This is a genomic window from Marinomonas gallaica (assembly GCF_049821165.1).
GTDB classification, from domain to species: domain Bacteria; phylum Pseudomonadota; class Gammaproteobacteria; order Pseudomonadales; family Marinomonadaceae; genus Marinomonas; species Marinomonas gallaica.
This window is the reverse complement of sequence record NZ_CP187511.1, coordinates 1,085,001-1,110,242: the sequence shown is the minus strand read 5'-3', so window position 1 is coordinate 1,110,242 and position 25,242 is coordinate 1,085,001. Positions and strand designations below refer to the sequence as shown.

The window sequence follows — 25,242 nt, the reverse complement described above, 5'->3', positions numbered from 1 at the left end:
AAGGCGCCTATATAAGACTAACGAAGGAGTTGATTGCTTTAGAATAAACGCATTAAAAATAGAGTAAGTGAAACTATGAACAATTAAATTGATCCATTCATAGAAAATGCCCTCTAAAGAAACTTATTTGGAAAACGGTAACTTATATTAGATTTTTATGCCCCATTATCCAGAACTTCTATTTTGACGTCTATTACACCCTGACGTGTATTGCCAATATGGCGGAAAGCGGATTTACTCAGATCGATGACTCGTCCACTGACAAACGGCCCTCGATCGTTAATACGGACGACTGTGCTTTTATTGTTAGCAATGTTGGTTACACGTACTTTAGCGCCAAAAGGCAAGCGTTTATGGGCTGCGGTTTGGGCTCGTTGATTAAACCGTTCACCATTGGCGGTAAGACGACCTTGAAATTTATCTGCATAAAAACTGGCTTTGCCTTGTTGAGAAAATCCTTTGGCATCATCGCGACTAAGAAGCCCCCCAGAACAGGCTGTAAGACCAACGCAGACGCAGGCCATTATTAGTGTTTTTTTTATGCTCATGGGACTCCTAGCCAATCCTTCAGAAAAAGAGTGAGGTTAGCTAACCTTCACTACTTCTAGAAATATTAGCACAGTGCATATCGATCAATGATTCAAAACAGACTGCTATAGCCAGCCAGCCACAATTTCTTCATTGGCCAATATGCAGCGAGGATCTATAATTATTTTTAATAGTTAAAGATAGACACTTTACACAATATCAACACTTTCGTTTCAAATAGCTGGAAAGGTACGCCTCGACATGGCCTGATAACTCATCTATAAATCTATACACATGGAATTAGAGAAAGGACACTCATATGGAAATCACCGTAGAAACACATATAAAAGCATCGCTCGAAACTGTCTGGGAAGCGTGGACAACGCCTGCGATACTGCAAGACTGGAACGGTGCCTCAATCGATTGGTACTGCCCTAAAGCTGAGGTAGATCTTCATGAAGGCGGCAAGTTTTTCTACCGCATAGAAAGGGTAGATGGCAGTGAAGTCGTTGATTTTGAGGGTGTCTTTAAGCGTTTAAAGCTACTTAGGCTGATTGAATACAGATTTAAGGATGGCCGGAAAGTAAGTATTCACTTCAAAGAAAGCCTAGAGGGCACCGAAGTGATCGAAACCATCGAGCTCGATCCTAAAGCGCCAGAAATAGAACAAACTGCTCAGCATGGCCACATCATGACTTACTTTAAAAAGATCGTCGAAACGAACCGTTTGCTTAGCTAACGCTTTCAAGCCCACAAAACGATAGCAAAAGTAATGACTGTTAAAATGATAACTTTCGCAGCGATCAATACAATAAGCTTTTGCGGTGTCATACAGTTTCCTATAACTAAAAACTGACTGTAACGGATCTTTCTCTCGAAATGAGTATTAATTATCCCTAAACCGACTTAAATCAGTGTCTGTGATCGGATTACTTTTAAAAACTCTGCTTAACAGCGCCATTTCCTCAGCAAACCAAATCTCTGCCATCAAAGTAAAACGCCGATGCTTAATCGATAAACACCGGCGCTTCGTCATTAACGAGCTAAATGATAAGGCACATAAAGCGCCAAATCAGGCCAGAACCACAAGAGAATTGCGGTTAATAACATAATAATGGCAAAGGGAAGCGCACCTTTGGATACATCGGCTAACGATGCCTTGGCAACGCCTTGAATAATGAACAAGTTCATCCCCACGGGCGGCGTAATCAAAGCCGTTTCGATCAAGACAACAAAGAAAATACCAAACCAAATTGGATCAATGTTCATATTCAACACAGCAGGTAGTAAAACCGGCACCATAATTAGCAGCATCGATAGGCTTTCTAGGAAGAAACCAATCAAAAACAACACTAAGCCAACTGCCAATATGAAGAGCCCAGGCGTAGAAATATTCTGCGTCAATATCATACTGATGGTTTGTGGCAGCATATACAGTGTAATGGCGTAAGAAAACACCTTTGCTCCAGCGACTATCAGCATCACCATTACAGTCGTTTTAAGTGTATTTTCCACACTTTCTTTCAACAGTGCCCAATTCATTCGCCCCATGGCAAAAGTCATCAGCAGCGCTAACACAAAGCCAAGCCCAGCACTTTCCGATGGTGTAGCAATGCCTGCATAAATGGAACCAATAATACAAACAGCTAATAGAACGGTTGGCAGAGCTTTTAATGAAGCCTGAATACGTTCAGGCCAATCCACTTTTGGCATGGCTTGATATTGACTAGAAAAACGCGAGAACAACACACCATAGATAATAAAAGCCGTTGCTAAAAACAGACCTGGACCGACACCTGCTAAGAACAGCGTTTTGATAGAGGATTCCGAGACGATCCCGTAAATAATCAATGGGATCGATGGTGGGATCAAGATGCCTAATGTGCCGCCTGCTGCGAGCATCCCAAACACAAACTTACGATCGTAACCACGCTTAATCATCTCAGGAATAGCGATCGTACCAATTGTTGCGGCCGTGGCAACAGACGACCCAGAAATCGCTGAAAATAGCGTACAAGACAAAATCGTCGCCACACCGAGACCTCCGGGTAAATGCCCTACCCAAGATTGCACCCCAGCGAACAGGTCTTTGCCAACACCACCACGCAGCAACACATTCGACATCAACAGGAACATCGGCACAGCCAGCAATTCAAAACTGTCCATTGCACCGTATAAGCGCTGAGGCACACCGACCATTGGCAACCCCTTGAGGGCCAGCAAAATAATGCCCAAGCCGCCCAATGCAAACGCTACAGGCGTACGCAATACCAACAGAGCTAGTAAGGCAATTAAAATAAATAACGGTTCCATTAGTGCGCAGCTCCTGGTTTCACTGAATCATCGGGTGTTTCAGTCCAAACACGAACGAGATCCGCCATGCCTTGGCACACTAATAATCCTGAGCCCAACCACACCGGCGCGTGAGTGAACCATTTAGGTAACGCCAGATATGTGTCTGTAGTATGACCGGCTAAAGTAGATTTAAGCCACAACTCGAAACCGTAGAAACACGCAACGATTGCGAAGACAAACATAAACAGCAATGCAAAACTGTCACATAATTTGCGCCCTAATGTTCCGGGCTTACGAAAGGCCAAATCAATGACCACCATCTCTTTATGCTTTAACGCAAAAGCCGCCGCTAAGTACACCGACCAAACCATCAATACACGACTGATTTCATCAACCCATATCGTGGGAGCATTAAACACATAACGCATTACCACCTCATACGTTATAAAACAGCCCACTGCGAATAAACTCCAAGCACTCAGCTTTCCAGTCCATTCAGACAGCGCATCAATAAAGCGCAACAACATGTGTTACTCCTAATAGAGAACGTTATTTTTGCGCCGCTTGACTCTCTCAGCGACGCAAAAACAAGCATCATTACTGAACTGAACGAATAGCAGACACTGCTTCAGCGCCCGTCTCACCGGTTTCTTCAATAAAGCGATCAACCACTGTTTGTGTCGCTTTCTGCCAAGCGTTACGTTGCTCAGGGGTGAGCTCAATAACATTCATGTGCTGTTTCATTTCTTCAACCGTTTGCGCTTCTGCTGCATAGATTTGATCACGCAATTGCTGCTCTACCGTTTTCGCAGCGTCTTGCATAATCGCCTGCTCTTCCGCAGAAAGACTTTCATATACATCGTTGTTAATGACCGCTACAAACTCAATTGCACTGTCGAATGTCAACGTCATGTTGTCCATAACCTCGTACAACTTACGTGATTTCACTGCCGAGACCCCTGTCATGCCTACATCCACAGCGCCCTGTTGATAGGCAAGGAATTGCTTCGAGCCAGACAATAATGTCGGTGCCCCCTGCAGTGCTTCAGCTGTCCAACCATGAACTTTGCCGTAGGTGCGAACTTTCTTGTTCGTAATATCTGTAGGTTCGGTAATAGGATCACCATTACTAAGATATACATTACGACCATAGGCTTGCCACCAAAGTACGCGCGCCCCAGTTTCTTCTAAAATTTTAGTGTCAATGGCTTTACGTAGATCCGAACCAGGTGCCACCGCCGCACGAATATTGTCTTCATCGTTAAAGATAAAGGGCACAGCAATCACATCCACCGCTGGCACAGAACCCGCAAATCGGCCAATAAACGTAGTGCCAGCATCAATCGCACCAGACCCGACGGCTTCAGGTACTTCTTTATCTTTAAACAGTTGCGCCGATGGGAATAGCTGAATGTTGAGCTCACCGTTAGATTTTTGCTCAATAATTTTACCGAACTCAATCCAGTTTTGACTGACTGGGTGTGTATCAGGAAGCTGTGATGTCACACGAATGGTCGTGTCTGCTACAGCACTTAATGAGAGACCGGCTAAAGAAAGTGTCAGAATGGAACTGCTAATTATTTTATTCATGATTGCCTCATTATTATTGCTCTGCCAAGCATTTGAATTGCGCCACAGTGAGCTGAAAAATAATTTTTAGCCCACGCAAATCTTTAGGAAATTTATGCAGGAGGCTTAGTTAACTTAATCAACTTACAAATGCAAAAGCGAGTACAAAGGCGACAAAGATTTCCACATTTTATGCACGGTATTACTTGGTATGTGGGTTAAAGCGCATTTGTAACCGACATTTTTCACGGTAAGCCACGCTCGATAATGAAGATAAATGAAATTTATTTCTTTATTCCAAAATCTTCCATTTTTTGTCATTGTAATAACCAAATCTTTTAAATAAGCTACTGATCAACAATCAACCATTACAAGCGCGTTAGAGGCTTCCCATGAAATCAAAATTGAAACTGATTAAATCTGTAGCAGGTGCTCTGTTGCTTGGTACGGCAGTTAATGCATCCGCTGCGGATCAAACCATCCTAAATACGTCTTATGACATTGCGCGCGAATTGTTTGCAACCTATAACCCAGTATTCCAAAAACACTGGGAAGAAAAAACAGGGCAAACCGTTGAGATCAAACAATCTCATGCTGGTTCGTCGAAACAAGCTCGTTCCATCCTTCAAGGCTTGCCTGCCGATGTCGTCACCTTTAACCAAGTTACCGATGTGCAAATCTTAGCGGATCGAGGCAAATTGGTGGCCGAAGACTGGAAGAGCAAGCTGCCAAACAATAGCTCACCCTATTACTCCACAACGGCGTTTCTTGTCCGAAAAGGCAACCCTAAAAACATCCATGACTGGGGCGATTTAGTCAAAGACGATGTGGCTTTGGTGTTCCCGAACCCTAAAACATCAGGCAATGGTCGTTATACGTATCTTGCGGCCTATGGTTACGCACAAGATCAGTTCGGTAAAAATGCAACAGAACAACAAAACAGCTTCTTAAAAACCTTTTTAGGCAATGTTTCAGTGTTTGATACGGGCGGCCGTGGCGCGACGACTACATTTGTTGAGCGCGGTATCGGCGATGTATTGATTACATTTGAGTCAGAGGTTAACAACATTCGCCAACAATACGGTGCGGATGATTACGAAGTGGTGGTACCAAAAACATCAATTCTAGCCGAGTTTCCAGTAGCGGTTGTAGAGCGTAATGCTAAGAAGAACGGTACCTTAGACGTATCGACTGAATACTTGAGCTATCTATACAGTGAAGAGTCTCAGCGTCTATTGGCAAGCTTTAATTACCGTGTCCACAATGACACAGTTAAAGCCGAAGTAGCGGATCGTTTTCCAGAAGTAAAACTGCTAACTGTTGAAGAGATTGCAGGCGGTTGGCCGAATGCCATGAAAGATATCTTTGCTAATGGTAAGCAGCTAGACCAACTACAGCGTCGCTAATTCACTGCTTTTATTCGCTGTTTTCGCCGGGCGCATTGCGTCCGGCGTTTGTGTTTTTATTATAGGAGCGTGACAACAATGCCCTCTTCTCTTAGCGTTGCCAGCGCTAAACCTCGTCATAAGCGAGTACTTCCCGGTTTTGGGTTAAGTCTTGGCAGCTCTTTATTTTTTATCAGTTTGATTTTGCTGCTACCGATGACCGGTCTAGTGATGCAAACCGCTGACATGGGATGGTCAGAATACTGGTACGTCATTACCGACGAGCGTGTGGTCGCCAGTTACAAAGTGACTATTTGGGCCGCGCTTATCGCCTCGGTATTTAATGGCGTATTTGGCTTATTGCTGGCATGGGTGCTGGTGCGTTACGAGTTTCCCGGTAAGCGTATTCTCGATGCGTTAGTGGACTTGCCATTTGCTTTACCGACAGCGGTGGCAGGCATCACTCTCGCGACTTTATATGCAGAAAATGGCTGGTATGGGGAGCTGTTAGCACAATGGGGCATTAAAGTGGCGTACACACCACTGGGCATTATTGTCGCCATGTCATTTACCAGCATTCCCTTTGTGGTCCGTACAGTGCAGCCCGTACTAGAAGAACTTTCCCCAGAAGAAGAGGAAGCAGGTATTACCTTGGGAGCCTCTGACTGGTCGGTGTTTCAACGTATTATTATGCCGTCCCTATGGCCGGCGCTGGTCACGGGTGTCGCGCTGTCGTTCACCCGTAGTTTAGGGGAATTTGGTGCGGTGATTTTCATTGCTGGCAACATGCCTTACGTCAGTGAGATTACCTCTCTTATGATTTTCGTTAGACTGCAAGAGTTCGATTTCCCTGCCGCTAGCGCCATTGCTTCAGTGGTACTCATCGCCTCTTTGGTTTTACTGTTTGCAATCAATATTTGGCAAGGGCGTTACCTAAAACGCCTTCACGGACGTTAATTCGGAGGAATCTATATGGCATCTGGACAGCGTCATCAACAACGCGTGGGCGACCGCCCAGCGGTAAAATACACGCTGATTGGCATCACATTGGTGCTAACAGCATTACTCTTGGTCGTGCCATTAATCAGTATCTTCGAACAAGCATTTGTCGATGGGCTGGCCGTGTATTGGGACAGCCTTGGCGATCCTGATACCTTACACGCCATTGGTTTAACGCTGTTTGTCGCGTTACTTACTGTGCCAATTAATTTATTTTTTGGCGTACTACTGGCGTGGTCCGTAACACGTTTTGAGTTCCCAGGCCGAAAACTGATGATGACCTTGATGGACATTCCTTTTGCAGTATCACCCGTCGTGGCAGGCCTGCTGTATTTATTGCTTTACGGCAATAATGGTTGGATCGGCGAGTGGCTCTACGAGCATGATTTGCAACTTATGTTCGCATGGCCTGGCATTGTCATGGTAACTGTTTTTGTCACCTGTCCTTTTGTCGCTCGGGAATTAATTCCATTGATGCAACAACAAGGCCGAGAAGACGAAGAAGCGGCGGTGATCTTAGGTGCCTCCGGCTGGCAGTTATTCCGTCGCGTCACATTGCCGAATATCAAATGGGCACTGCTCTACGGTGTGATTTTAACCAATGCCCGTGCGGTGGGTGAGTTTGGCGCGGTGTCGGTTGTATCGGGGAATATTCGTGGGGAAACCAATACCCTACCGCTGCATATTCAACTGTTATACGAGGATTACCAAGCCACAGCCGCCTTCGCGAGCGCCTCTCTACTGGCGTTGATTGCTTTGATCACATTGATTTTTAAAGCCTTTATCGAATGGCGCCAAGAACGCGCCGAGCAACTGCATTAATTAGGTGACACTATGAGTATTCGCTTAGAAAATATTTCTAAAACATTCGGCCAATTCCAAGCGTTGTCGCCTATGTCGTTGAACATCGACGAAGGCGAAATGATTGGTCTTTTAGGGCCTTCGGGCTCTGGCAAAACGACCCTCCTGCGTATTATTGCAGGTCTAGAAGGCGCCAACTCAGGACGTATTCAGTTCGGTGATCGCGACGTGACCAATCTGCATGTACGTGATCGCCATGTGGGGTTTGTGTTCCAAAACTACGCGCTATTTCGTCATATGACAGTGGCCGATAATGTCGCCTTCGGTCTAGAAGTTATGGACGCCAAACAACGCCCAAACAAAACAGAGATCCAGCATCGCGTAAAACACTTGTTGGAAATGGTTCAACTGGGGCATTTAGCCAACCGCTACCCATCACAACTGTCAGGTGGACAAAAGCAACGTATCGCATTGGCGCGCGCGTTGGCGACCAAGCCTGACGTTTTACTGTTGGACGAACCATTCGGTGCCCTCGATGCCAAAGTGCGTAAAGAGTTACGCCGATGGTTGCGCAGTCTACATGATGAAATTGGCTTCACCAGTGTCTTCGTGACACACGATCAAGAGGAAGCTCTTGAACTATCAGATCGTGTCGTGGTAATGAGTAATGGCCATATTGAACAAATCGACGAGCCGGCACAATTGTACGCGCAACCAAACAGTCGCTTTGTCTTCGACTTTCTCGGCAATGTGAATGTCTTTGAAGGCAAACTTACACAAAGCCGTTTGCATAATCACAACGCCTGGATCACTGCGCCAAGCAGTGATGTGCCTATGAATAGTGGCCAGCTCTATATTCGCTCCCACGAACTGTCTTTACATACTGAAGCCAGTAAAATTGCCAACCTCCCTTTGAAAGTGGTGGCGGTAAACCCTATTGGTGCGGAAGTTCGTGTCGAGCTGGCCCCTCATGAGTGGCAATCTGAGCAAATCTGGGAAGCCGATTTGACACATTCTGAGTACGATCGCAATCCCGTCAAGCGTGGTGAGATTGTTTATGCCGAACCTCGTAACGGCTACTTCTTCCGTGAAAACAGCCACCAAGCACCTGAGCAAGTATCTTGGCAGTCTCGCTCATTAGATGAAACGGTAAAATAACGTACGTCGCGTGTTCCCTATCTAGCGGATATGAGGAACACGCGCCAATTGCTGTTCATCTATTGTATGCTGTGATCAGTCGCGCATTAGATAGGCTTTTTTATGACCCTAAAAACCAGCAAGAGAATCGTGTGGATCGGCATTACATGGTGCTTTGCATCGATTTTCATTGGCTTTGGTGTGGGGCAATTAACTCAAGATGTAGGCTACCAAACTCTCCACGATGAAGCCTCCGATAGACTACTGTCTTCTATTCATAGAGTACGCGGAGAACTAAATGCCTATCACTACCTACCTTTTTTATTAACGCAAAATGAAGATGTTATTCAACAACTCACATCGCCTCATCACTCGATAGACGAAAATTTAGCCGCAAAAGTTTCCCGCTACTTAGAGCAGACGAACCTTGTCGCTGGGGCATCGGGACTGTTCATTGTCAACCGTGCAGGCCTGACTGTGGCCTACAGTAATTGGCGCGACCAGCAACACTTAGCGCCGGATGAGTTCGCTGACTTACCTCTTTTTCAACTCGCAGAAAAAGGAGAGGAAGGACGTTTTTACGAAAACAGTCCAGATAAACGAGCGTATTATTATTTATCAGCCCCTATATATAACCGCTCAGATTTTGTGGGTGCGGCTATCGTACGTATTGAGTTGAGCTCGCTGTTGTCCGAGTCTGATACGTTACCTGATGAACTGTTTACCGTCAGCGATGATACACAGCATATTTTTATGGCATCAAATGAACAATGGTTAGAGCGTTCTCTTGATCGGATTGCAGAACCATCGTACCTGTCTCTAACAAACGGCGTTCAAGCACAACTTTGGACCCTTAATCAACAGCGCTACATTGCTCACCAAGTTCGCTTAGATGATTTAGGCTGGACCTTTACCACGCTAATTTCAGCTCGATTGAATGAGCGCTTTGCCAGTTTAATCGGTGCAATCACAATGGCAGGTTTATGGATTCTTGGTGTGATTTTACTGTTCTTACGAGAGCGACGTTTGAAGCACCTTTCGCAGCGAGAAACGCGTGCGGTATTGGCACGAAATGAAGAACAACAGCGCTCTATTATCGGCAATACAGAAGTAGGACTGCTGACATTAAATACACGAGGTGAAATCGGCTTCTTAAACTCCAAAGCCGCACAACAGTTTAACCTGCCTTTGTCGCAAGCCATAGGACAAAAGCTCAACGACTTACTGCTGGACGTCGAACCTGACAGTGCCTTAGGCAAAGGTCTAATGCAACTTCATCGGCCTCAATTTTCACCGATTATTGGTGCCGAAGCGAAGGGCGTAAGCCATGGTCAAACACCTTTCCCTGCGCTCATTTCTCTACGCGACATGCATCATTCTGAAGACAATGCTTTCTTGGTGACTGTGGTAGACATCAGCCGTCGAAAACAATTAGAACAGGCCTTACTGGATGCTAATGAGTCACTGGAGCACAAAGTAAAAGAGCGTACTCAAGCGCTCGAAATGGCGCAACAAGAGCTAATTCAAACCAGTAAAATGGCGGCACTTGGTCGTATGTCTACCGCCATTGTCCATGAATTAAATCAGCCATTAACGGCTATGCGTACTTACATTGCCATCAGTAAACAGTTGCTTCACGACCCAGAACTCGTCAAAGAGAACTTAACGCTTTTGGACGATTTAACCCAACGTATGGCCATCATTACGTCTCAATTGAAGACATTTGCCTATAAAAAGCCCGAACAGCTACAAGCGGTCAACTTGCAAACAGCCATCAATCAATGTGCTATTGTTTGGCGTGCTCGGCTTGAAGAGGACAACATTTCGCTGACAGCCACCGGTTTACAGTCCAATCATAACGTTTTGGCAGACAACGCACGGATGGAACAGATACTGGTGAATCTAATCGGTAATGCTTGTGACGCACTACAAGATCAATCCAATAAACAGATCTATGTTCACAGTGAGCAAAATGATTTAAAAAGCCTTACTATTACGATTGAAGACAATGGACCCGGCATTCCAGAGTCTCAGCGAGAGCATTTATTCGAACCCTTTTATACCACCAAACCCATGGGCCAAGGATTAGGGTTAGGCTTATCCATTGTGGCGGCCATTGTGCGTGACTTACAGGGGTCTATACACGTAGACGCCAGCCCCTACGGTGGCGCACGTTTTATCCTCACGTTACCCAGTACTGATACTAACTAATCCATTACACGATCAATAAGAGGCATCATGAACACAGGGATACGCGGCACCGTTTTACTTGTCGATGACGAACCAATGATTCGTACTGCAACCGAGAAATGGTTGCAAATGGCGGGCCTTAACGTCATCAGCACCCGTAATGCGGAAGAAGCTCTGCCATATTTACAAGAAGACTTTCACGGTATTTTGCTGACCGATGTAAAAATGCCGGGCATGAGTGGTTTAGAGTTGATGAAGGCCACTCATGAACGTATTCCAGATCTCCCTGTTATTTTGATTACTGGCCATGGCGACATCGATATGGCTATTCAGGCCATGCGCGATGGCGCTTACGACTTCATTGAAAAGCCTTTTGTTCCTGAACGTTTAGTAGAAACGCTCTTGAGAGCCTGCGATAAACGTCGCCTAATGATGGAAAATCATCGTCTACAAACCGATATCGCTGCACGTTCAGGCCTTGATGCAAAAATCATCGGCATATCGCCAGCCATACAACGCATGAAGCGTGAGCTACTCGCAGCGGCTGATATGGACACCAATGTCATCATCTATGGTGAGACAGGCAGTGGTAAAGAGCTGGTCGCACAAAGTTTGCACGAGTTCAGTGAACGCAAACAGAAACGCTTTGTCCCAATTAACTGCGGCGCCATTCCTGAGCATTTGATCGAAAGCGAGCTATTTGGTCATGAAGCAGGGGCATTCACGGGAGCGGCGAAACGCCGCATCGGTAAGTTTGAACACGCCGATGGCGGCACGTTGTTTCTCGATGAAATCGAAAGTACGCCGGCACATCTGCAAATCAAGATATTAAGAGCGCTACAAGAAGGACGTATCGAGCGACTAGGTTCAAACCAAAGCATCGCCGTTGATATTCGTGTCATTGCGGCGTCTAAAGCTGACCTAAGAGAAGATGAGCACTTTCGCCAAGATTTGTACTATCGCTTAAATGTATCTCAGCTCTTTTTACCGCCTTTAAGGGAACGGCCCGAAGACATAGCCTTATTGTTCATGCACTACGTCAATCAAGCCGCCAGTGAGCGAGACAAAGCCAGTCGTCAGTTAAGCCAACACGATGAGCGCATTTTACAAAGCCATCAATGGCCTGGGAATGTTCGAGAGCTGAAAAACATTGCCATCCGCTTTGCGTTGGACAATCGTGTCAGTCTAGCGGATTTGATTCATGGCCAATCATCAAACATAGGCTTTGATGATTTAGAGTACAAGCCCTTGCCGCTTGCGATTCAGGTCGCCGCCTTTGAAGAAGAGATCATAAAGCGATCACTTGAACGCCATCAAGGCAATATCAAAGCGGTTATGGATGAGCTGGATTTACCTCGCCGCACTCTGAATCAAAAGATGGCAAAATTTGGTGTGAATCGCTCAGATTACATTGAATAGTCACGATTTCCATTCAGTTTTAGCCATCGGCAACTTTTTGCTTATGGCTGTTTTTTTACTCTTAATCTTTATTTATTTCACTTTCCAACCTTCAATTGACGTCTATTTCTGAGCTTTATGAGCTATTTTTTGCTTATGAATGTCCTAGCTAATAAGCAATATTTTGCTCATCACATCAACAGACTTACTCTACTCATTTTAAAAACCTCAATAAAATCAGCCTTCTACTAATTTCCTATAGCATTGGCACCATGCTTGCTATTACTGTTGGTATGACGAGCAGGATTGCTCTCAGTTCTCTTTTAAATAAAAACAAGACAGATAGGAAACCGACCATGAAGATGACCAAGCGTACGTTAATCAAAGCAATGAGCGCCGCTCTAGTAATGGGAACCGCCGTTGGTTCGATTGGCTTAGCACAAGCAGCCGATGAAAAGCGTTCTTATATACTCGCTACAGCCTCTACAGGTGGCACGTATTATCCAGTGGGTGTGGCTTTAGCCACGCTAGCGAAAGTTAAATTAGAGCCGACACTCGGTCTCTCCATCTCAGCCATTAACTCGGCGGGCTCTGGTGAAAACGTTAAGCTGATGCGCGAAAATGAAGCGCAAATGGCCATCTTACAAGGTTTGTACGGTGCGTGGGCTTGGGACGGCGAGGGCCGTCTCGCTAATGATGGACCACAAAAGCATCTACGCTCTGTCACCATGCTTTGGCAAAACGTTGAGCAATTTGTCGTCAAAGCAGATCACGCTGATTCAGGCACCATTGCTGATATGAACCATTTAGCCGGTGAAAAATTCTCTATTGGTAAGAAAAACTCTGGCACAGAAGGCTCAGGCTTAACCATTCTGAATAATATGAAAGTACCAGTGGATGAGCTCAATATGGCATATATGGGCTACGCCGCATCAGCGGATGCGCTGCAAAATGGTACCGTTGAAGGCATGAATATTCCTTCTGGTGTACCGACCAGCGCCATTACACGTGCATACGCGGCTCTTGGCGATGACATTACCATCCTGAATTTTACCGACGAGCAAATCAAACAAGCCAATGGTAATTATCAGCTTTGGACACGCTTTGAAATCCCTGCGAATACCTACCCAGGACAGACGGAAACCATTAACACCATTGCTCAGCCAAACTTTTTGGCTATTCGTGATGACGTATCTGAAGAAGATGTTTATCAGTTGACGAAAACCATCTACGAGAATCTTCCTTTCCTAAACGGTATCCACAAAGCAACGAAAGCCATGGCTCTTGAAAAAGCCATTGCTGGCATGCCTGTACCATTGCATCCAGGTGCGGTGCGTTACTACAAAGAAGCAGGCCTCACTATTCCGGCACATTTGATCGCCGAGTAACGACTGCTGGGCGGCTTTTGCCGCCCTCTTTTACCGTTTTAATCCGTAATTCCTTTTCTTTATCGAGATGCGTACTCACCGTGCGCGCTAGTATTTTATAACAGGCCCGTCATTATGTCAGAGACGCAGGTTAGCCAAGACCAAGAATTACAAGATAAGCTAAAAAGCTTAGAGCTTGAGCAACGGGATGAGTCGTCACCCGTTGGCCGTGTGATTTACTGGGTAGGCGTATTGTTTGCCCTTGCTCATATTTACTTTAACACCTTAGGGACGTTTTCTGAGCTGTATGTATCCGCCATTCACTTTAGTGGCTTTGCCTTACTTTGCGCCCTAATGGTACCCGCCTATAAAGCCTCTTCGGCAAAAGGACAACGTTGGGTATTGGGCCTCGATATCGCTATCGGTGTGATCGCCATTGCCTGTACGGTCTATCTGATTCTATTTGAAGACGCGCTTTATGATCGTGGCGTGACGTTTATCACCAGCGATTGGATCGTTTCGTTTGTGGCCATCGGGATTGCTTTGGAACTGGCTCGCCGAACAACCGGCTGGTTTATACCAACGTTAATTCTGATCGCGCTCACCTATGTTTTTTGGTGGGGGCCTTACATTGATGGTATTTTTGGCTTTGCTGGATTGAGCCTTGAAACCGTAATGTTCCGCTCTTATTTTTCATCCGAAGGCATGTTTGGTTCCATTGCTCGTATCTCGTGGACATACGTATTTATGTTCATCTTGTTCGGTGCCTTCTTAGTCAAATCAGGCGCTGGCGATTTCATTATCGAACTTTCACGCTGCGCAGCAGGACGCTTTATCGGTGGCCCAGGGTTCGTAGCAGTACTTGGCTCAGGTCTGATGGGCTCGGTTTCTGGTTCGTCTGTGGCAAACACGGTTTCCACCGGTGTGATCACCATTCCGATGATGCGTAAAGCGGGATTCCCAGCCCGTTTCTCAGCAGGGGTAGAAGCCGCGGCGTCTACGGGTGGACAGCTGATGCCCCCTGTTATGGGGGCAGGTGCTTTCATCATGGCATCCTACACGCAAATTCCTTACGTCGAAATCATTGCCGTCTCGACATTGCCTGCGTTGCTGTACTTTATGTCAGTCGGTTTTTATGTCCGCGTCGAAGCCATGCGCTCACATGCCCATGCGGTTGAATTTGAAACCCGAAAAGTGGGCGAGGTATTTAAAGAAGGCTGGCACTTTTTACTACCGCTCGCTGTATTAGTGGCACTGCTGATTTACGGCTTCACACCCACCTACGCAGCCGGTATTTCTATTATTGCTGTCGTGGTCGCCTCCTGGTTATCAAAGAACCCGATGAAACCACGCGATATCTTAGACGCCTTGGCTCAGGGTTCACGCAATATGGCCACGACCGCAATTTTGCTGGTCGCAGTAGGGTTGGTCGTCAACGTGGTGGCCATGACAGGGATTGGTAACACCTTCTCATTAATGATTGCTGAATGGTCCAATGGGAGCTTGTTCATCATGCTGGCCTTGGTCGCTCTAGCCTCTTTGATCTTAGGCATGGGGCTGCCGGTGACAGCCGCTTACATTGTGTTGGCTACCTTATCTGCACCAGCACTGTACAGTTTGATCGCTGAATCGCAACTGATTGATATGGTCATGGCTGGCAACTTGCCAGAGCAAGCCAAAGTGATCTTTATGTTGATTGATCCAGATAAGTACGCCTTGCTGTCTGCGCCAATGAGTCAAGCTGACGCTACCGCATTGATTGCTCAAGTACCGGCCGACTTTAAAACGCAGCTGTTAGAACAGGCGCTTGATCCAGCGGTTCTAAGCGCCACACTGCTGACTGCACACATGATCATTTTCTGGTTATCACAAGATTCCAACGTTACACCACCGGTGTGTTTAACGGCGTTTGCCGCTGCAGCTATCGCTAAAACACCGCCAATGGCGACCGGATTTACCGCTTGGAAAATCGCAAAAGGCTTGTATATCGTGCCGTTGATCTTGGCTTACACCAACTTTATCGGTGGCGAGCCTCAAGACGTACTGCGAATATTTGTCTTTGCGCTGTTTGGTATTTATGCGTTTGTCGGCTTGATGGAAGGGTATTTAGAAGGGCCTTTGCCTATCTTGTTGCGTCTTTTTTCTGGCGTTGCGGCACTTCTGATGCTGTGGCCACATAATAGCGTATTAATAGATACGGCGGGCTTGGCTTTGTTCCTTGCGCTGTTCATTTACAGCCGAAAGAAACGTGCTCAGATAGCCTAGTGCAACGTAGAGTCATAGCGACATCGCTATGACTCTTCTTCCAAGATACTGGCAATTAAATCACGAACATCTTTCACGATTGCGATCGCATCATCAGGAGTGTAACTGAGTGGCGAGAATTTTTCAGATCCCGTACGACGACGAATGAGATCTCTCATCACCGCGTTATCTTGCAGATATCCCATATTCCAGCCATCAAAGTCACGTTGTGTCGTATAGTCATAACCGATAATTTGGACATTCTCGTGCCGAGGATCGCTCAGAATACGAGCATAGGTCTGACAAACTTGATCTCGTGGCCCTTCTAAGCATTGTAAAAACCAATGCTGATTAAAGCATAAGAGCCCCGTCAGTGAATTCCGCTGATTATTAAAACGGGCAGATTTAAGAATGGATTCAATTGATGATGGCTTAAATTCGGCCGTTGCTCGACTTGCATAAATTAAGCGTACAAGACTCATGCTTCCCTCCAGTAACATTCATCATTGGAAATACATGAGATTATCAAGCAATCACATCCCTCAGTAGCGCATTACTGTGAGAAAAGTTTACTAAAGGTTACCACCTGTAATGTTCTGAAAATGCGTCTATAACTTCATAATGGTTTTTAAGTGGCTGAATACTGCACGTCCTAATGCATCGGTATTGTACCCGCCTTCAAGCACTGAAATTACACGCCCTTCACAATGTCGATCTGCTACGTCCATTAACTTCTCGGTAACCCATACAATATCGTCTTCACGCAATCGCAACTGTCCCATTGGGTCTTCTGCGAGCGCATCGAAACCGGCTGAAATCATCAATAGCTGCGGTTTAAAAATCTCTAACGCCGGAAACAGCTCGGACTCATAAGCGGCACGGAAGTCCTCACCTTTCGAGCCCTTTTCCAAAGGCATGTGTACGATATTGTCGTGGGAGGCTCCAGGATCTGGATACGGAAACAAAGGGTATTGATAGCTAGAGGCGTACAGCACTTTGGCATCAGCTTCGAAAATACTTTCCGTACCGTTACCGTGATGGACATCAAAATCGACAATGGCGATACGTTCTATACCATACTCATTCAGAGCATGGCGCGCGCCAACAGCGATATTATTGAATAAGCAAAAACCCATCGCTTTGTCGTACTCTGCATGATGCCCCGGTGGACGCACGGCACAAAACGCATTTTGCACTTCCCCACTCATGATCATATTCACTGCTTGCACTACGGATCCAGAGGCACGTAAAGCCGCCTCGAGTGTGCTGGGCATCATTAAGGTTTCTTTGTCTAACTCAACGTGTCCTTCTTCTGGTGCTTGAGCAAATATCGACGCAACATAATCAGGATCATGTGTCGCATTTAGCTGCGCTACAGTGGCCTTTTCAGCTTCTCGCCATCGTAAGAAGTCCATCAATTGCCCGGCAATGAGGCGATTCTGAATCGCTTCAAGGCGTTGAGGAGATTCTGGGTGATCGTCTCCAAGCTGATGTTCTTCACACGTAGGGTGAGTCAAGTAGGCGGTCGTCATATCGGTATCCGTTAAAATCTGCACCCAAATCAAGGGTCACTATTATTGTTATTCATCGTCGTAGCCAGTAAGGCTACTATAAGGCGATATTCGGTTAACTGCGTTATATCAAGCCATAGTTAGCACTAGGCAGCCTATCCGACATTGGTCTAGACTGCTATAAATACAATGCATTCTCTGTCGTTGAGCGAGGGCATTTGCCAAGACGTTCGCCACAGGCTATTCAGGGAGACTTTTGCATGTCAAAACACGCGCTGCAGCCATTATTAGCCCCTTCTTCTATTTTAGTGTTTACAGGAGAAGATCGCCTTAACCCCATTCTTCATGCAGTGCTTAGAGCCCTTTCTTTTGGTGGCCGTCGAGGCAAAGTATTCTTATATGGCACCCAGCCAGATGACAGTATCGGCGTACTTCCATTCGATCAACTGAGTTCACTCGAAAGCTTAGCAAACACACCTGATCTAGCCATTTTGGCCGGTGAAGACCCGCGTCCATTAACTCAAATTATCGAGCAGTGTGGGTCGTTATCAATCCCAGCTCTCTTAGTATTCACTGGCTCTGATGAAAACCCTGATGAAATACTAAAAGCGGCACGGCAGCATGGCGTGCGACTTATTGGTCCCAATAGCTTTGGCATGTGTCGCCCTAAGCAAGGCTTTTCAGCATGGTTAGGGTTAACTCAACCTATTCCTGGACGCTTAGCATTGTTGTCTCAATCCGGCACGGTTGCCAGTGCTTTGGTTGACTGGGCGACTTGGCAGGGCATTGGCTTTTCTCAAGTCGTATCAATGGGCAGTCCTATCGACGTTATGCCTTCGCAAATCCTAGACTATTTGTCGAATGATTTTGAAAGCCAGTCCATTCTGATGTACCTACAAAAGATTGGTTCAACCACACGTTTCCTCAGTAGCTTACGTGCCGCCAGCCGCTCTAAGCCCGTTGCCGTCGTGACAGAACACAACATTGGCGCGGATCCTAGAGTTCTTGATGCCGCGTTAAGCCGAACTGGCGCGGTACGTGGCCGTCGACTGAACGACCTGGTAGCAGCGGCATCCGTGATGACCAATGCACGTCGAGTCAAACAAGGGTCATTAATGATCATTGGTAATGGATCTGGTCCAGGTGAACTGGCTGCGCAGCGTGCAGAAGAAGTGAATGTTAACTTACTGTCCCCTAGTGAAGAATTACATACTAAGCTTGAAGGCATTATGGACGGACGAGGCAGCATTGGCAGCGTGACCACGGCATGGGCGAGCTGTAACGCTGATCTGTTTGTTGATCTCGCTGAAACCGCTTTAGCTGATAAAGAATGTGGCGCTGTACTTTTGATGTTAAGCCCGACCGCATTGATTAATATGGTGTCCTTGTACGATCAAGTATTACAGCTGCATAAGAAGCAAAAGAAGCTGGTGATGGTCTGTATGCTAGGTGGTGGGCACATGGTGGCATTGCGTACTCGTATCAATGAAGCTGGTATACCAACCTTTCGCACCCCCGAAGCCGCCATCGAAGGCTTTCAGTTTTTAGTCCAGTTCCACCGTAACCAATTACTCGCTAAACAAACGCCTGATAGCCATGCGTTTCGCTTCAATATTGATGTCGCTGCGGCACGCGCTAAGCTAAAAGAAATGATTAAAGCTGGCAACAAAACACCGACAGCTGATGATCTCAAAGAAGTCTTTGAACTCTTTAACTTCCGTTTAATTGCTCGGCGACAGTCCCATTTTTTACTAAAAAAACCCATCCATTTACGCTCTTTTCGAGACCCAGTGTTCGGCCCTGCGATAGGCTTATCTTTGGAAGGTGCGAATCAATGGCACCACCAAACTGAGGCGGTAGCGTTACCGCCTCTGAATACGATTTTGTCTAAGGATTTGATCCAGCGGGCTTTTCCGAATGTTGAGTCCTTTGAGTTAGAGGACTTATTACGCAGTTTTTCAACCATGATTTGCGAACTGCCTGAGCTAGAATATGTTGAGCTGGCGGACGTACGTATACATGAAAGTGGCAGTATTTTTGCGAACGTCAAAGCCAAACTAAAAAGTAGCGGTAAATTAAGACGCTATGAACACCTAGCGATTCAGCCTTATCCTCGACAGTGGGTCAAACAAGTCACCCTTCGTGATGGGCAAGACATTACGCTGCGACCAATTTTGCCTCGTGATGCCTACATGATGGCAGAGTTCGTCAAAAACCTATCCCACGAAAGCCGCTATTTCCGATTCATTGCTAACATCCAAGAACTGACGCCTAAGATGATCGCCAGTTTATCTCATATCGATTATGACCGAGAAATGGCATTAATTGCCGTGGGAGATAAAGAAGGCGAACAAGTGCTTATGGGCGCTGCTCGCTTTAGTGACAACTTCGATGATAAGAGCTGTGAGTTCGCGGTGGTCATTGGTGATGAGTATCAAGGCCATGGCTTAGCAGCACTCTTAATGAGGCGCTTATTTTTAGTCGCACACTTCAAAGGGATTAAGGAGATGAAAGGTACCGTATTAGCGGAAAACAAACGCATGATCGACTTCTGCCGGCGTATTGGCTTCACTATCAAGCGTGACCCCGATGATATAGGGTTAGTAATGGCTTACTTACGCTTAACCCCCAAATTTATTGAAGGTGTAAAGGAAAAGCTAGGTATTGAGACAACATCAAAGAAAGACATATAAAAGGGCTAATGGCTTTCATTGGCCCTTTTATATCACTTTTCTGAAGTTCTCTACTTAGGTTTATTTACGCAGTTCTTCTAATACCATTTGGAAGAACGTCCGTACTTGATGCCATTTCACCGGTGACCACTCTTCCCCTAGCTCAATACTTTCCACTTCCTCATGCTGTTGATCATTATCGCGTAACTCTAATTCCGACCGAATATCGTGAATCTGCTGTTCAGTTTCATTTAGAATCGTGTGTAACTCTTCTTTTGTCATACGTTGAAAATCAGACATACTCTTCATCCTTTAGGTTACGCGCGATTAGAAAACCATACTTACGGCAATCATTAATAATGGCAATGCAATGAATACACCCAGCACCCAAACCGCAGCAAAGACTTTCTTTTCAGCGGCAACTGCCGCTAACCATTCGGCCCCTTTGATCGGCAAACCTCGCAGAAATGGCAAACCGAAAATGACCACCACAGCGAATACGTTAAATAAGAAATGCACTAACGCAATCTCCAAAGCCGATACCGCTAGAGCCCCTGAAATCGCTGTAGCAGCAAGCAAAGCGGTAACAGTCGTACCAATATTGGCACCTAGCATGAAAGGATAGATCTGCTTTAAACTAAAGGAACCTGAGCCTGCCAGAGGCACCATTAAACTCGTTGTCGTTGAAGAAGACTGTACAAACGTCGTCACCAGTGCACCGGATGCGATGCCCGTTAAGGGGCCGCGTCCTATAGCAGAATGCAAAATTTCTTTTGCTTTTCCGACCATCAAAACTTTCAATAATTTACCAATGTAGGTGATCGCTAAGAAGATGAAAGCCAAGCCTGCTAAGATCAATGCTACGCTAGCGAATGTACCTGGCAAAATGCTCGTCACATTATCAACCGCCCCGACAAAGGGCTTGGTCAACGCCTTAATCACGTTTAGATCAGACATAGAGTAACTGTCGGCTCCGATCAAGAATGTCGACAACCAAAGCGCTACATGCTCTAAAAAACCAAACATGATTTCTAATGGTAAAAAAATCGCCACCGCCATCAAGTTAAAAAAATCATGTACGGTTGCTGCAGCAAACGCTCGACGAAACTCGGCTTTATCCCGAACATGCCCAAGGCTTACCAGTGTATTCGTAACCGTCGTTCCGATGTTCGACCCCATAATCATAGGAATGGCAATCTCAACCGGTAATCCGCCCGCCACCATACCGACAATCAAAGAGGTGACTGTTGAAGAAGACTGTATCAAAGCCGTCGCGACAATCCCAATCACAAGGCCTATATACGGGTTGGAAGCAAACTCAAATAGCTCTTTTGCTTGGCCACCCGTTGCCGCTTTAAAACCTGAACCAATCATGCCAACAGCACTGATTAACACATAGACCAGCACTAACACTGCCAGCCACTGCGGCCAACGACTTCCACTTGATACTTGTGGTGCTTGTAACGCTTCTGAACTATTCATGACATCACCCCCATTAGGAAAATGTCATCCTAGTCCGCCGTGATGACAGAAACGTGACTACCTCACAGATATTTCTTATTACAATTAGTAGAGCCTTAAGGAAGACAAGTGCCCCTACACAAATAAACCCCGATGCAAATAGGCTTGGTGCTATACTGGCATTGCAAACACCCTCGTTGCGTCATTTATCTTCGATAGCTGGCCTAGCGCCTACTTCTTTCTGAGAAATCTATGACGACCCTTCGACTGCGTTATCAAACCATCGAGTTTGACAAAACTGATATACACTTATGTACGCTACGCGATAATCAAGAGTTCTACGATCCTGATGGCATTGCAGAAAAGCTTGGCATTTCATCTGCCACATGGCCCCTCTTTGGCATTGTCTGGCCCTCAAGCTTAGTCTTGGCTCATCATATTTGTAATTACGAAACTGGTACGAAAAGGGTCCTAGAGATTGGCTGCGGTATGGCTCTATCGAGCTTACTTCTAAATAAAAGAGACGTTAATATTACAGCAACGGATTACCACCCAGAGTCAGGACTCTTCCTCAATCGCAATACTGAACTTAATGGGGATAAAATCATCCCTTATCTGCAAGCAGACTGGGCTGAGAAAGACGATACCTTAGGGCTATTTGACTTAATTATTGGTAGTGACGTGCTTTACGAGGATAGCCATATAGAACTGTTGGCGAACTTTATTCAAGAGCATGCTTCCCCTGACTGCAAAGTTATTTTGGTCGATCCAGGCCGAGGCCGTAAAAACAAAATGACTCATAAAATGGCAAGTTTTGGCTTCGATTGCGTTCAGACAAAACCTATTCACACAGATTATCTGCCAAATCAGTTTAAAGGCCATATTTTAAGTTTTAGCCGCTTAAGCTAATCAACACCAGCTCTTTATATTTGGGCTTTGAATACTGTCTGGGTTAGAACCTTAATCTCAGTAGCAAAAAGCCCTGACAGCGTTTGCTATCAGGACTTCCTTTGTAGGATGCTTGACGATATCTATACCCTTGCGGGACTCCCACACTACCATCGGCGATGGTGAGCGCCTGCGGCGTGTTGAGAGCCACTTCTGAGTTCGGGATGGGATCAGGTGGTGCGATGTCTCTGTTTTTCTGAACGCCTTCTCTAATCGATGTCATAAGGTACAGTCTTTTGAGGTCACCCGCTGAAGCGTCGAAGCATGAGACAGGCGCAAGCGGGGCATAAAAGGGATGCGCAATCTAGCTGTTTTGAGGTGTTGAGATGCAGAAAACCGCAGACACAAAAAAGCCCTGACAGCATCGCTATCAGGGCTTCCTTTGTATGATGCTTGACGACGACCTACTCTCACATGGGATCTCCCACACTACCATCGGCGATGGCGCCTTTCACTTCTGAGTTCGGGATGGGATCAGGTGGTTCAACGCCTCTATGATCGTCAAGCAAACGGGTTTGCGATCGTTTTGGGTGGCTTCTGTTTGCCTTAGCCAAAACACGCAAGTTCGTGAACTTGAGTCTTTAACAATAAAACTTTTGAAATAGTGATAACCAAGTATCAAACCAGTACCTCCAAGGATGGAGGCAATACTGAAAATTGTCTGGAACAATTTCAGTAGTGTCGTAATCTGTAGTACAGCGAGTATGTTTTCTTCACACTCTCAAAACCATTTTGGTGTTATATGGTCAAGCCTCACGAGCAATTAGTATTGGTTAGCTCAATGCCTCACAGCACTTACACACCCAACCTATCAACGTCCTAGTCTCGAACGGCTCTTTAGGGCACTTTAAGTGCCAGTGAGATCTTATCTTGAAGGAGGCTTCCCGCTTAGATGCTTTCAGCGGTTATCCCGTCCGAACATAGCTACCCGGCAATGCCACTGGCGTGACAACCGGAACACCAGAGGTTCGTTCACTCCGGTCCTCTCGTACTAGGAGCAACTCTTCTCAAATCTCAAACGTCCACGGCAGATAGGGACCGAACTGTCTCACGACGTTCTAAACCCAGCTCGCGTACCACTTTAAATGGCGAACAGCCATACCCTTGGGACCGGCTTCAGCCCCAGGATGTGATGAGCCGACATCGAGGTGCCAAACACCGCCGTCGATGTGAACTCTTGGGCGGTATCAGCCTGTTATCCCCGGAGTACCTTTTATCCGTTGAGCGATGGCCCTTCCATACAGAACCACCGGATCACTAAGACCTACTTTCGTACCTGCTCGACGTGTCTGTCTCGCAGTTAAGCGCGCTTTTGCCTTTACACTCTATGCATGATTTCCGACCATGCTGAGCGCACCTTCGTGCTCCTCCGTTACTCTTTGGGAGGAGACCGCCCCAGTCAAACTACCCACCACACAGTGTCCTCGATCCGGATAACGGATCTGAGTTAGAACCTCAAACATACCAGGGTGGTATTTCAAGATTGGCTCCATGAGAACTGGCGTCCTCACTTCAAAGCCTCCCACCTATCCTACACAAGTAGGTTCAAAGTTCACTGTGAAGCTATAGTAAAGGTTCACGGGGTCTTTCCGTCTAGCCGCGGATACACAGCATCTTCACTGCGATTTCAATTTCACTGAGTCTCGGGTGGAGACAGTGTGGCCATCGTTACGCCATTCGTGCAGGTCGGAACTTACCCGACAAGGAATTTCGCTACCTTAGGACCGTTATAGTTACGGCCGCCGTTTACTTGGGCTTCGATCAAGAGCTTCGCTTGCGCTAACCCCATCAATTAACCTTCAAGCACCGGGCAGGCGTCACACCCTATACGTCCACTTTCGTGTTTGCAGAGTGCTGTGTTTTTAATAAACAGTCGCAGCCACCTGGTATCTTCGACCGACTGATGCTTACGGAGCAAGTCCTTCACATCGGCCGGCGCACCTTCTCCCGAAGTTACGGTGCCATTTTGCCTAGTTCCTTCACCCGAGTTCTCTCAAGCGCCTTGGTATTCTCTACCTGACCACCTGTGTCGGTTTGGGGTACGGTTCGATCATATCTGAAGCTTAGAAGTTTTTCCTGGAAGCATGGCATCAACCACTTCGCCCAAAAGAGGGCTCGTCGTCAGTTCTCAGTCTTAAAGGGACCCGGATTTGCCTAAGTCCCAAACCTACCGCCTTAAACACAGACAACCATCGCTGTGCTGGCCTAGCCTTCTCCGTCTCTCCATCGCAATATGTACGAGTACAGGAATATTAACCTGTTTCCCATCGACTACGCATTTCTGCCTCGCCTTAGGGGCCGACTCACCCTGCCCTGATTAACATGGGACAGGAAACCTTGGTCTTCCGGCGGGGGAGTTTTTCACTCCCCTTATCGTTACTCATGTCAACATTCGCACTTCTGATACCTCCAGCCTGCTTTACAGCTTGACCTTCAACGGCTTACAGAACGCTCCTCTACCATACTAGTAAACTAGTATCCGTAGCTTCGGTGTACAGTTTGAGCCCCGTTATATCTTCCGCGCAGGCCGACTCGACTAGTGAGCTATTACGCTTTCTTTAAAGGATGGCTGCTTCTAAGCCAACCTCCTAGCTGTCTAAGCCTTCCCACATCGTTTCCCACTTAACTGTAACTTTGGGACCTTAGCTGACGGTCTGGGTTGTTTCCCTTTCCACGACGGACGTTAGCACCCGCCGTGTGTCTCCCGCGCTCATACTCATTGGTATTCGGAGTTTGC

Annotated in this window: 19 protein-coding genes and 2 rRNA genes (1 of these 21 cut by a window edge); 11 read left to right on the top strand and 10 right to left on the bottom strand. The window is 46.4% G+C overall.

Annotation, left to right across the window (positions count from 1 at the left end; genetic code table 11):
• Positions 1-155: 155 nt before the first annotated feature.
• Complete coding sequence (locus ACPUEK_RS05185) at positions 156-548, bottom strand: septal ring lytic transglycosylase RlpA family protein (protein ID WP_425642545.1); 393 nt, start codon at positions 546-548, stop codon at positions 156-158.
• Positions 549-847: 299 nt separating this feature from the next.
• On the opposite strand from ACPUEK_RS05185, the gene ACPUEK_RS05180 reads away from it, so the two are divergent.
• Entirely contained in the window at positions 848-1,267 is a 420-nt protein-coding gene (locus ACPUEK_RS05180; protein ID WP_425642544.1) for an SRPBCC domain-containing protein, read from the top strand.
• Positions 1,268-1,563: 296 nt separating this feature from the next.
• Here ACPUEK_RS05180 and ACPUEK_RS05175 read toward each other — a convergent pair whose 3' ends face one another.
• The 3 genes from ACPUEK_RS05175 to dctP all read right to left on the bottom strand — a co-directional run bounded on the left by ACPUEK_RS05175 (position 1,564) and on the right by dctP (position 4,413).
• Positions 1,564-2,841 (bottom strand): TRAP transporter large permease, encoded by a 1,278-nt coding sequence (locus ACPUEK_RS05175; protein ID WP_425642543.1) that lies wholly within the window; start codon positions 2,839-2,841, stop codon positions 1,564-1,566.
• Positions 2,841-3,350 carry a TRAP transporter small permease gene (locus tag ACPUEK_RS05170; protein ID WP_170756306.1) on the bottom strand — a complete coding sequence of 170 codons (510 nt, stop codon included), beginning with the start codon at positions 3,348-3,350 and terminating at the stop codon, positions 2,841-2,843. The genes ACPUEK_RS05175 and ACPUEK_RS05170 overlap by 1 nt, the downstream gene beginning before the upstream one ends.
• Positions 3,351-3,420: 70 nt before the next feature.
• Positions 3,421-4,413, bottom strand: coding sequence for a TRAP transporter substrate-binding protein DctP (gene dctP, locus ACPUEK_RS05165; protein WP_425642542.1), 993 nt, complete (start codon positions 4,411-4,413; stop codon positions 3,421-3,423).
• 371 nt (positions 4,414-4,784) lie between these two features.
• On the opposite strand from dctP, the gene cysP reads away from it, so the two are divergent.
• From cysP to ACPUEK_RS05125, 8 genes are all read left to right on the top strand, one after another.
• Positions 4,785-5,798: a thiosulfate ABC transporter substrate-binding protein CysP gene (cysP, locus tag ACPUEK_RS05160; RefSeq protein WP_425642541.1), complete on the top strand. Its 1,014-nt coding sequence runs from the start codon at positions 4,785-4,787 to the stop codon at positions 5,796-5,798.
• Positions 5,799-5,876: 78 nt separating this feature from the next.
• Positions 5,877-6,734 carry a sulfate/thiosulfate ABC transporter permease CysT gene (gene cysT / locus ACPUEK_RS05155; RefSeq protein WP_067038428.1) on the top strand — a complete coding sequence of 286 codons (858 nt, stop codon included), beginning with the start codon at positions 5,877-5,879 and terminating at the stop codon, positions 6,732-6,734.
• Positions 6,735-6,749: 15 nt separating this feature from the next.
• The gene (gene cysW, locus ACPUEK_RS05150) at positions 6,750-7,598 is read left to right on the top strand and encodes a sulfate ABC transporter permease subunit CysW (RefSeq protein ID WP_067038427.1); all 849 of its coding nucleotides are present in this window, start codon (positions 6,750-6,752) and stop codon (positions 7,596-7,598) included.
• A 12-nt stretch (positions 7,599-7,610) separates the two neighbouring features.
• Complete coding sequence (locus ACPUEK_RS05145) at positions 7,611-8,735, top strand: sulfate/molybdate ABC transporter ATP-binding protein (RefSeq protein ID WP_067221295.1); 1,125 nt, start codon at positions 7,611-7,613, stop codon at positions 8,733-8,735.
• Positions 8,736-8,837: 102 nt separating this feature from the next.
• Positions 8,838-10,925, top strand: a complete 2,088-nt coding sequence (locus ACPUEK_RS05140) for a PAS domain-containing sensor histidine kinase (RefSeq protein WP_425642540.1) — start codon at positions 8,838-8,840, stop codon at positions 10,923-10,925.
• Between the two features lie 27 nt (positions 10,926-10,952).
• Entirely contained in the window at positions 10,953-12,323 is a 1,371-nt protein-coding gene (locus ACPUEK_RS05135; protein ID WP_067221291.1) for a sigma-54-dependent transcriptional regulator, read from the top strand.
• A 335-nt stretch (positions 12,324-12,658) separates the two neighbouring features.
• A complete protein-coding gene (locus ACPUEK_RS05130; protein ID WP_067038423.1) occupies positions 12,659-13,690 on the top strand; it encodes a TAXI family TRAP transporter solute-binding subunit in 1,032 nt (343 codons plus the stop codon).
• A 114-nt stretch (positions 13,691-13,804) separates the two neighbouring features.
• Entirely contained in the window at positions 13,805-15,934 is a 2,130-nt protein-coding gene (locus tag ACPUEK_RS05125) for a TRAP transporter permease (protein WP_425642539.1), read from the top strand.
• A gap of 26 nt (positions 15,935-15,960) precedes the next feature.
• On the opposite strand, the gene ACPUEK_RS05120 is transcribed toward ACPUEK_RS05125, so the two are convergent.
• Together ACPUEK_RS05120 and ACPUEK_RS05115 are read right to left on the bottom strand one after the other, a co-directional pair.
• Entirely contained in the window at positions 15,961-16,395 is a 435-nt protein-coding gene (locus tag ACPUEK_RS05120; protein ID WP_425642538.1) for a BLUF domain-containing protein, read from the bottom strand.
• Between the two features lie 126 nt (positions 16,396-16,521).
• Positions 16,522-17,445 (bottom strand): histone deacetylase family protein, encoded by a 924-nt coding sequence (locus ACPUEK_RS05115; protein WP_425642537.1) that lies wholly within the window; start codon positions 17,443-17,445, stop codon positions 16,522-16,524.
• A 239-nt stretch (positions 17,446-17,684) separates the two neighbouring features.
• Here ACPUEK_RS05115 and ACPUEK_RS05110 point away from each other — a divergent pair, with 239 nt between their 5' ends.
• On the top strand, positions 17,685-20,117 hold the full coding sequence (locus ACPUEK_RS05110) for a GNAT family N-acetyltransferase (RefSeq protein WP_425642536.1): 2,433 nt from the start codon (positions 17,685-17,687) through the stop codon (positions 20,115-20,117).
• 60 nt (positions 20,118-20,177) lie between these two features.
• Here the strand turns inward: ACPUEK_RS05110 and ACPUEK_RS05105 are convergent, their stop codons facing one another.
• Together ACPUEK_RS05105 and ACPUEK_RS05100 are read right to left on the bottom strand one after the other, a co-directional pair.
• A complete protein-coding gene (locus ACPUEK_RS05105) occupies positions 20,178-20,396 on the bottom strand; it encodes a hypothetical protein (protein ID WP_067038418.1) in 219 nt (72 codons plus the stop codon).
• A gap of 27 nt (positions 20,397-20,423) precedes the next feature.
• The gene (locus tag ACPUEK_RS05100) at positions 20,424-21,578 is read right to left on the bottom strand and encodes a Na/Pi symporter (protein ID WP_067038417.1); all 1,155 of its coding nucleotides are present in this window, start codon (positions 21,576-21,578) and stop codon (positions 20,424-20,426) included.
• 231 nt (positions 21,579-21,809) lie between these two features.
• Between ACPUEK_RS05100 and ACPUEK_RS05095 the strand changes: the two genes are divergently transcribed.
• Positions 21,810-22,466 (top strand): class I SAM-dependent methyltransferase, encoded by a 657-nt coding sequence (locus ACPUEK_RS05095; protein ID WP_067221277.1) that lies wholly within the window; start codon positions 21,810-21,812, stop codon positions 22,464-22,466.
• Positions 22,467-22,896: 430 nt separating this feature from the next.
• On the opposite strand, the gene rrf is transcribed toward ACPUEK_RS05095, so the two are convergent.
• Together rrf and ACPUEK_RS05085 are read right to left on the bottom strand one after the other, a co-directional pair.
• A 5S ribosomal RNA gene (rrf, locus tag ACPUEK_RS05090) occupies positions 22,897-23,011 on the bottom strand.
• A gap of 236 nt (positions 23,012-23,247) precedes the next feature.
• Positions 23,248-25,242: ribosomal RNA gene (locus ACPUEK_RS05085) — 23S ribosomal RNA — on the bottom strand (it continues 892 nt past the right edge of the window).

Coding starts and splice junctions, on each gene's coding strand:
- ACPUEK_RS05180 (WP_425642544.1), top strand. CDS start 848: ATGGAAATCACCGTAGAAACACATATAAAAGCATCGCTCGAAACTGTC.
- ACPUEK_RS05100 (WP_067038417.1), bottom strand. CDS start 21,578: ATGAATAGTTCAGAAGCGTTACAAGCACCACAAGTATCAAGTGGAAGT.
- ACPUEK_RS05185 (WP_425642545.1), bottom strand. CDS start 548: ATGAGCATAAAAAAAACACTAATAATGGCCTGCGTCTGCGTTGGTCTT.
- ACPUEK_RS05140 (WP_425642540.1), top strand. CDS start 8,838: ATGACCCTAAAAACCAGCAAGAGAATCGTGTGGATCGGCATTACATGG.
- cysW (WP_067038427.1), top strand. CDS start 6,750: ATGGCATCTGGACAGCGTCATCAACAACGCGTGGGCGACCGCCCAGCG.
- ACPUEK_RS05125 (WP_425642539.1), top strand. CDS start 13,805: ATGTCAGAGACGCAGGTTAGCCAAGACCAAGAATTACAAGATAAGCTA.
- ACPUEK_RS05130 (WP_067038423.1), top strand. CDS start 12,659: ATGAAGATGACCAAGCGTACGTTAATCAAAGCAATGAGCGCCGCTCTA.
- ACPUEK_RS05145 (WP_067221295.1), top strand. CDS start 7,611: ATGAGTATTCGCTTAGAAAATATTTCTAAAACATTCGGCCAATTCCAA.
- ACPUEK_RS05095 (WP_067221277.1), top strand. CDS start 21,810: ATGACGACCCTTCGACTGCGTTATCAAACCATCGAGTTTGACAAAACT.
- ACPUEK_RS05135 (WP_067221291.1), top strand. CDS start 10,953: ATGAACACAGGGATACGCGGCACCGTTTTACTTGTCGATGACGAACCA.
- ACPUEK_RS05115 (WP_425642537.1), bottom strand. CDS start 17,445: ATGACGACCGCCTACTTGACTCACCCTACGTGTGAAGAACATCAGCTT.
- ACPUEK_RS05120 (WP_425642538.1), bottom strand. CDS start 16,395: ATGAGTCTTGTACGCTTAATTTATGCAAGTCGAGCAACGGCCGAATTT.
- cysT (WP_067038428.1), top strand. CDS start 5,877: ATGCCCTCTTCTCTTAGCGTTGCCAGCGCTAAACCTCGTCATAAGCGA.
- ACPUEK_RS05105 (WP_067038418.1), bottom strand. CDS start 20,396: ATGTCTGATTTTCAACGTATGACAAAAGAAGAGTTACACACGATTCTA.
- ACPUEK_RS05175 (WP_425642543.1), bottom strand. CDS start 2,841: ATGGAACCGTTATTTATTTTAATTGCCTTACTAGCTCTGTTGGTATTG.
- dctP (WP_425642542.1), bottom strand. CDS start 4,413: ATGAATAAAATAATTAGCAGTTCCATTCTGACACTTTCTTTAGCCGGT.
- cysP (WP_425642541.1), top strand. CDS start 4,785: ATGAAATCAAAATTGAAACTGATTAAATCTGTAGCAGGTGCTCTGTTG.
- ACPUEK_RS05170 (WP_170756306.1), bottom strand. CDS start 3,350: ATGTTGTTGCGCTTTATTGATGCGCTGTCTGAATGGACTGGAAAGCTG.
- ACPUEK_RS05110 (WP_425642536.1), top strand. CDS start 17,685: ATGTCAAAACACGCGCTGCAGCCATTATTAGCCCCTTCTTCTATTTTA.